This is a genomic window from Actinotalea ferrariae (assembly GCF_019733465.1).
GTDB lineage: Bacteria > Actinomycetota > Actinomycetes > Actinomycetales > Cellulomonadaceae > Actinotalea > Actinotalea ferrariae_A.
In genome coordinates, this window is sequence record NZ_JACVQL010000418.1 from 1 (window position 1) to 1769 (window position 1769).

General features: G+C 78.6%; 1 protein-coding gene. It reads right to left on the reverse strand.

The features are described from left to right. Positions 1–238: 238 nt before the first annotated feature. Positions 239–1769 (reverse strand): helix-turn-helix transcriptional regulator (locus ICW40_RS20520; protein WP_221655818.1); only part of this gene is annotated, 1531 nt, incomplete at its 5' end.

The window sequence follows — 1769 nt, forward strand, 5'->3', positions numbered from 1 at the left end:
CGCAAGCGGCGTCCGCGCGGTCGGTGGCGCCGCCCGCGCCCGCGGGCAGCAGCACGGCGCCCACGACGAGCGCGGCTGCAGCCAACGCCCGCGCGGGTCGGGGCGACAGGCGTCGTCGGCTGCCCCTCGGTCCGCGCATCGCATCTCCCCCTCGACATGAAGGAGGGGACGCGCGGGCGTTTCGTGACGGCCGGCGGCAGCCCCCGTTCGGCGCCCCGACCGGCGATGGGTCCGGCGGTCAGTCCAGGGGCACGTGCGCGAGCGCCGCGCGCGACGTGACGCCGAGCTTCGCGAAGACGTTGCGCAGGTGGAAGTCCACGGTCCGCGGGCTCACGAAGAGCTGCGCCGCGACGTCGCGCGTCGCGAGGCCCTGCGCGACGAGCCGGGCCACCTGCTGCTCGGTGGGCGTGAGCCGCGGCGCCGACCCGCCCTGGGCGTCGCGACGTCGGACCGTCTCCCCGGACGCCCGCAGCTCCTGCGCGGCGCGCTCCGCCCACCGCCGCGCCCCGACGTCCTCGAACGTCTGCAGCGCCGCCCGCAGGTGCGGCCGCGCGTCGACCCGCCGTCGCTCGCGGCGCAGCCACTCGCCGAGCGCGAGCTCCGTCCGTGCCGCGTCGACCCGCCGTGACGACGCGGCGTGCAGCTCGAGCGCGCGCAGGAGGTGCACCTCGACCTCGGGCCCCTCGGCGAGTGCGGCGCGACCGTGCTCGGTGACCGCGGCGGCCCACGGCGACCCGGTGCCCTCGGCGAAGTGCGCGATGTGGCCGACCCACCGCTCGGCGAGCTCCGGCCGGCCGGCCGCCACGGCGGTCTCGATGCGATCCAGCGCGATCATCCGCTCGGCGAACCCGTGCGTCATCTGCTCGTAGTGATGCACCGCCGCCGCGGGCGAGTCGGCCAGGACCGCGCGGGTCCACAGCAGCTGGCCGCGGACCGACGCCTCCGTGGTGCCCGAGGGCCCCGCCGCGACCACGCGTTCGAGCGCCGCTAGCCGCTCGGGGGCGTCGTCGTCGCCGCGCAGCGCCGCGTACAGCGCGAGCCACGCGTGCGGCATCGCGGCCAGGCCCGGTCGCCCGGTCGCCTCGGCGAGGCCGAGCGCCTCGCGGGCGCCGGCCGCGAGCTGGTCCCAGCGGCCGAGCACCTGGTCCGCCGCGCCGCGACGGGTCAGCGCGTACAGCACCATGATCAGCGCGCCGGCGTCACGGGCGCTCGCGAGCAGGCGCTCGTGCAGGCGGAGGGCGACGTCGTCCAGCGCGACGTGCAGGGCGGCCAGGCCGAGGTTCGGCAGCAGCCCGTGCAGGCCCAGGTCGACCTCGGCCGCGTGCTGCTCGGCCGCGCGCACCGCACGCACCGCCGGCGCCCACTCGTGCCGGCCGATGTGCACGAACGCCCGGAGCACCTCGGCGGTGCACCGCTCCTGCTCCGTCGCCGGCTCCCCGACCAGGTCGAGCGGGTCCTGCGCCGGCTCGACCGGGGTCGTGGCCGTGAGGGACGCGGCGAACATCGCCATCTCGCGGGCGCGGGCGGCGTCGTGCGGTGCGACGGCGACCGCCTCGTGCAGCAGTCGGCGGTGCGCCACCTGCACCGAGCCGGTGTTCCACTCCACGCGCGAGCGCAGGAGCACCGCGTCCGCGTGCAGGCGCGGGTCCTCGAGCGCCACCGTCGCGGCGTCCGCGAGCGTCGCGGCGCGGTCCGGCTGGCCGGCGACCCACGCCTCGGACGCCGCCCCGAGCAGGCGCCGGCCCCGGTCGGCCGCATCCGCGGTGAGC